The sequence below is a fragment of the Bacillus sp. 05T31 genome (assembly GCF_056396725.1).
In genome coordinates this window covers 1-3644 of record NZ_JBFTMA010000529.1, presented here as the reverse complement: position 1 = coordinate 3644, position 3644 = coordinate 1, and the positions used below count along the sequence as shown (strand labels likewise).

Below are 3644 nucleotides of genomic sequence, written 5' to 3'. Positions count from 1 at the left end.
GCTTGGACTACAAAATATAATGAGATTGACCAAGCTATGCCAGCTGTAAACGACTTATCTCAGTTTTTAAAAGAACAAAATRTTGAGTTTTACTTTGCTTTACCACCGTCCAAAACGAATGCWTTATCATTTAAATTACCTTCTCATATTCACACATATGCACAGGAAAATTTAAATTACTTTCTAAATAAACTTCCTGCRGACGTAAAGCCAATTAAACTCATGGAACATTTYAAGAAAAACTATAMAAATGAAGAAATACAAAGYATGTACTTYAAAACAGACCATCACTGGAATATGGATGGTGCCTTCTTAGGCTATCAATATATAATGAACACAATCGCGCAACAATCTTCTATATATAAAGGAAAAGAAATAAAAAAAGAAGATTACACTCGTACGTGTGCTCCAAATACACATCTAGTCGGAAGCTTTAACAACCAGTTATACCAACTGATCGATGCGACTGGAGAAAAACTATGCTACTACACACCGAAAGCTGGTTTCAACTTTACGAGCGTAGCTGCAAAAGATGTAAATGGCACAGTATATCGCACATTAGATGAACTATACGGCGTAGAAAAACAAAATGATACAACATCATACGCAGGTTATTATGCAAATGACTATCCAGAAATCGTCATCAAAAATAACAATGCACCAAATGATGTACGAGCTTTAGTCCTAAAAGACTCATTCGCAAACGCAATCGTGCCTCACTTAGCACAAAGCTTCAAACACACATCCATCCTCGACCTTCGTCACTATCACGAAAAGGATGTATATCAATACATTAAAGACAACAAYATTAACATGGTATTGTTTGTGTATAGTGATTCGAAYTTGAGYGGTGAKATGTTTAAGTTTAAACAATAAAAGAAGCCTCTTGTAAAAATTACAAGAGGTTTCTTTTCGATATTTACGAAAAAAATCAGTGGGGATAAATCCCCACTGATTTTTCACTCTATCTATAATCAACTTATAGATTTGGGTTGTTAAGCACGTTCACGTGTACAGCTTGTGAACCGATTTCGCTTGTTAGAACATCCTTCTCACCTAATACTTTGAATACTAATGTACCTTTGTCAGTGTACTTAGTAGTTAAAGTATTGTAGATGTCCGCATTGAAGTTTGGAAGTACAGAATCACTTGTTTGAGATACTGTTACATGACCAAGCTCTTGATCGAATAAATCGAAGTGAGAATTGCCATTTGTATCAAGATAAAGCTTACCTTGGTTGTCACCAGATTTTACAACACGTACTTTATGTTGTGTTTCTTTCGTTAAGTTAATACCTTTTACGATATCATCATTGTTACTTCCTTCAAGTTCTAACACAGTACCGATGTTAATTTTCTTCTCAACGAAGTTTTCTGTTTGAACTGGTTTGAAGTTTACAGATTTAATAGCGATTTTCTCTTGAACGATTTCGATTGTCGCTTTACCAGCAGTTGCCTCATTTTTCGTTAAGTGAATGTCAACTTTACCTGGTTTTTTAGCTGTCACGATAATCTTATCGCCTTCGATTTTAACATCAGCTAGAGCTGGGTTTTTAGACTCAACTTTATAGCCTTCTAAGTTCTCAGCATCAGAATATACACGGTCTGAAGTATATTTAGATAATTGGTACACAACTGTATTTCCAGCATTTAAGTCAAGTTTTGTATCAGGTGATGCACCGTAGTTACCTACTTTAGATACAAGCTCTAAGTTTCTGAATGCAACGTTACCTTCTGTTACGTTCACATATAATGAACCTAAAGTATCGCCATTACCGTTTTGGAAGTGAACTGTACCTTCGCCTACTTCGTTACCTGTAATACCAACAGTTTTTGTACCAATTGAACCAGCATCAGTCGTTACTACATCTAATCCACCTTCTGCAACTACACCAGTTTTCGGAAGAACTTCTTTAATTGCAGCTGTGTTAGCACCAAATGGATCGCCATATTGGTCAGTTGTTACGAATGTAACAGGTAATGTTTTATTTTGAACAACTTGTAATTTGTCTGGGTTAGCTTTTACTGATTTTAATGTACGAGAATCAGTAGTTACTTTAAATTTAACGTCTTTCGTTACATCGCCTACTTTAATAGTAAGTGTAGCTTCACCAGCAGCTTCAGCAGTAATGTAGTTGTTTACTACAGAGATAATACCGTGATTTGAAGACTTAATGCTAATTGAGTTTGGATCAACTACTTTATCTTCTCCAGCAATTGTAGCAACTACATTATGGATTTGTGCTTTTTCACCAACTACTAACGTTTGGCTGTTTAGCTTAAAGTCTTTTCCAGTAAGTTTATTACCGTATACGACACCATTTTTATCCGCATCTACCGCAAATGCAGTATTTTTAATTGCAGAAGCTGGTGTATCAAGGTTTTTCACTGTAATAATACCAGTGTTAGACACTGTTAAACCACCGCGTTTTGTAACTTGTACTTCTACTTTATAGTCACCGTGTGGAAGACCAACACCAAGTTTACCTGTAGAAGAAGTTGACTCTCCATTCTCAAAGATTCCTGCTGGTGAACCATCTGAGTTATTTGCTACAAATTTGACGTCATGGTTTGCTAAGTTTAAGTACTCAACATCAGCGTTACCTTTTTCATCGTTTAATTTGAAGGCAACTGCTTGACCAGAACGATCATCATCAAATGTAAGTTTTTCAACTGCTAATTTTTTAACTTCGTATACGAATTTCGTTACGAATGATTGATTTTTCACTTTTACAGTAAGATCTTTATTTGGAGCTACTTCTTACTAACATAGCAGCGAAAGAAGCGCGGTCAATTTTTCCTTCTGGATAGAAGTTTTCTTTGCCGTCACCTTTAACAATCCCAGCTTTTTCAACTGCTGCGATATATTTAGCAGCCCATGTATTTTTAGCATCTTTAAAAGATGGTTGAGCATTTTCATCAACTGGTAAATTTAAAATTTCAGTGAAAATAACAGCTGCAGAAGAACGATCAATTGTCTCATTTGGACCAAATGTACCATCTGGTTTACCAACAATTGCGCCTTTTTCTACTAAATAATTAATAGAATCTTCTGCCCAATGACCAGCTGGAACATCCGGGAATGATTTACCTGCTGCTGCTACTGGAGATACAATTCCTGCTACCATTGCTGCTGTCATTGTACCTGCGATTACTTTTTTGTAAGAGTTAGTCTTTGCCATTTTATAATTTTCCTCCTTCAGGACTATGTGCTACTAGTTTCATATCATATGTAATTTGAAAACTAGTTACTTAAAAAGCCATAAAACAATAAAAATACAAAATATTATGCGGAAAGTAGTTCACATAATAAAATGATACAAACCGTTAAATGTAAATATAAGGTTTAAATACCATTTTTTGAAACAAGTTCATCATACTATACAAAACTATTCGTTATCAAGAACTTTCTCAAAAGAAGATTCGACACATTCTGATAATTCAGTCTTTTTATCGTATTATTAAGATATTAATAATACTAAAATATAGAAATGAATAAACTGTTTTCCTATAAACCACTCTCACTGCGCTTCGTATATTTTTCATATCGAATACACAATTGGAATTATAGCACATATTTCCACTTCATCACCTAAATATTTTTTACAATAAATGCAATTTTCAGACTACATTCGACTTAAATT

Annotated in this window: 1 protein-coding gene and 1 pseudogene; one reads left to right on the top strand and one right to left on the bottom strand. The window is 34.5% G+C overall.

What is annotated here, in order from left to right:
• The coding region (gene patB1, locus AC1DJR_RS23560; protein ID WP_477003634.1) for a secondary cell wall polysaccharide O-acetyltransferase PatB1 at positions 1–876 on the top strand (876 nt) is incomplete at its 5' end.
• A 103-nt stretch (positions 877–979) separates the two neighbouring features.
• Here the strand turns inward: patB1 and AC1DJR_RS23555 are convergent.
• Positions 980–3182 (bottom strand): annotated as a pseudogene (locus tag AC1DJR_RS23555) (S-layer homology domain-containing protein).
• Positions 3183–3644 lie beyond the last annotated feature (462 nt).